Source organism: Dokdonella sp., assembly GCF_049593775.1.
Taxonomy (GTDB): domain Bacteria; phylum Pseudomonadota; class Gammaproteobacteria; order Xanthomonadales; family Rhodanobacteraceae; genus Dokdonella.
Genome location: NZ_JBAWHJ010000243.1, coordinates 1 through 2,074 on the forward strand (window position 1 = coordinate 1; position 2,074 = coordinate 2,074).

The 2,074-nt window shown below is 61.1% G+C and carries 3 protein-coding genes; all 3 read right to left on the reverse strand.

The annotated features are described in order from the left end of the window. Positions 1–674, reverse strand: a 674-nt coding sequence (locus WBP53_RS08695; RefSeq protein ID WP_423927956.1) for a response regulator, incomplete at its 3' end; no start/stop codon positions are given. Beyond that, the gene (locus WBP53_RS08700; RefSeq protein ID WP_423927958.1) at positions 671–1,051 is read right to left on the reverse strand and encodes a response regulator; all 381 of its coding nucleotides are present in this window, start codon (positions 1,049–1,051) and stop codon (positions 671–673) included. The genes WBP53_RS08695 and WBP53_RS08700, both read right to left, overlap by 4 nt. After that, a partial coding sequence (locus WBP53_RS08705) for a PAS domain-containing sensor histidine kinase (RefSeq protein WP_423927960.1) occupies positions 1,048–2,074 on the reverse strand: 1,027 nt, incomplete at its 5' end. The genes WBP53_RS08700 and WBP53_RS08705, both read right to left, overlap by 4 nt.

Consider the following 2,074-nt stretch of genomic DNA (forward strand, 5'->3'; position numbering starts at 1 on the left):
CCCCGATACCTGGCCGGAAGGAACAGCGACAGGGACGCGCCCAGCGCTTGTGCGCGCGGGCAGCCGAACAAGCCTTCGGCAGCGGCATTGAACAAGACGATCCTCTGCTGTTCGTCCACAGCGATAATGGCATCGAGAGCCGACTCGACCATGCCTGAGAGGCGGGCTTCGGTCTGGCTGAGCCCTTCATGGGCACGTTCCAGTTCGGCGCTTTTGTCGGCGAGTTTCCGGATCAGGGTCTCGCTGTACTGCTTGAGCACCGGGGTCTGCAGTTCCGCGGCATCCCCGGGCACGATGGGTTGCCTGACTTTGCCAGCGGCGGCGTGCAGCGCAGCCATGAGGGTTTCTACCGGCGCGGGCTTCGCTATATAAGCATCAGCACCCGATGCAAGTGCGAGTTCGCGGTCGGCCGGGGAATTGTAAGTACTGGTATAGAGAAGAATGGGAAGTTGCGTGTAGCGCCGGCTCTGACGGACCTCCAGACACAGGCGATAGCCATCCATGCGTGGCATCAGGATGTCGGAAATGACGCCCGAGATGTCTTCTTCCCGGTCCAGCAAGTCGAGGGCCTCAACGCCGTTGCTGGCCTCGACGACCTCATGCCCTTCGGCCTCGAGTTGGGCCCGCAGCACGCGCAGGTTGGCCGGATAGTCGTCGGCAATCAGGAGCTTCATGAAGCGCCGTTCCCGACAAGATGGGAAAGGACCGTCAGTGGTAGCTGGCGTGTGTCGATCGGTTTTGTCATGTAGCCGTCACAGCCGGCGTCGAGGGCTCTCTTCTCGTCGGAAAGCATCGCGAAAGCCGTAAGCGCGATCACCGGGATCGTGCGCCAGCGCGGATCGGCCTTCAGCTTGCGAGTCAGGCTCAGCCCGTCCATGCCGGGCAGGGCGATATCCATGAGAATCAGATCCGGAATTGTCTCGTGGAGATATTCCAGCGCACTCTCCGCATCGATCGCCGCATCCACCTTGTGTCCCTCGATCTCGAGCACACTGCGCGCGAGCTTCAGATTGACCGGATTGTCATCGACGATGAGGATGCAGGCACTCATGAGGCGGCACTCGGCAAGGGCAATTTGACCGTCACGGTGGTTCCCTTGTTGACAACGCTGTCGAGCGCAATCGTGCCGTCCTGGATCTCGACCAGCTTGCGTGTCAGCGCGAGTCCAAGTCCAGTACCCTGTGAGCGCCGCGCGGTATCGCGCTCGACGCGCTGAAATTCGACGAACAGGCATGCGAGATCCTGCGGCTCCATGCCGATGCCGGTATCGAACACACGCAGCACCAGACCTCCGCTGGCGTCTTTCGTTGCATGTATGCGCACGTGTCCACCCGGCTCCGTGAACTTGACAGCATTGCTGAGGAGGTTCAGCAGGATCTGCTTGAATTTGTGGCGATCCAGACAGACGCTCGAGAGCATCGGTTCGATCTCGGTTTCCAGCACGATGCCCTTTTCCTGGATCAGCGGCGAGAGGACGGCACAGACCTCCGTAACGGTCGTTGCGAGCTCGAAGAGCTCGGCGTGAACCTCCATCTTTCCAGCCTCGATCTTCGAGAGATCGAGAAGGTCGTTGACCAGGCGCAGCAAATGACGCCCGCTGTCGAGAATGTCGCCAATGAATTCGCGCTGCTTGGCTTCGAGCGTGCCCACCTTCCCATCCACGAGCAACTGTGAGAAGCCGATGATGCCGTTCAAGGGCGTGCGCAATTCGTGCGACATGTTGGCCAGGAACTGGCTCTTGAGCCGGTTCGCCTGTTGCAGGGAGGCTTCCACCCGTTTGCGCTCGCTGACGTCGCGGATCGCACTCGACACGAGCAGCCCATTTTCCGTTTGCAGTGGACTGAGGCTGATCTCGACCGGGAACTCGCTGCCATCCTTGCGCAGGCCATGCAGTTCGAGTCCGGCACCCATGTTGCGTGGTCGAGGCTGACCGAAGAATCCGGCCCGATGGCCCAGATGCTGGCCCTGGAAGCGCAGCGGCACGAGTTTCTCGATGGGCTCGCCAAGCAATTCCTCGCGCGTCCATCCGAACAGGCGCACTGCCTGGGAATTGGCCAGTACGATGCCTCCGCCA

Bases quoted from the DNA above. Each gene is read 5' to 3' on its own strand.
- WBP53_RS08700 (WP_423927958.1), bottom strand. From the start codon at position 1,051: ATGAGTGCCTGCATCCTCATCGTCGATGACAATCCGGTCAATCTGAAG.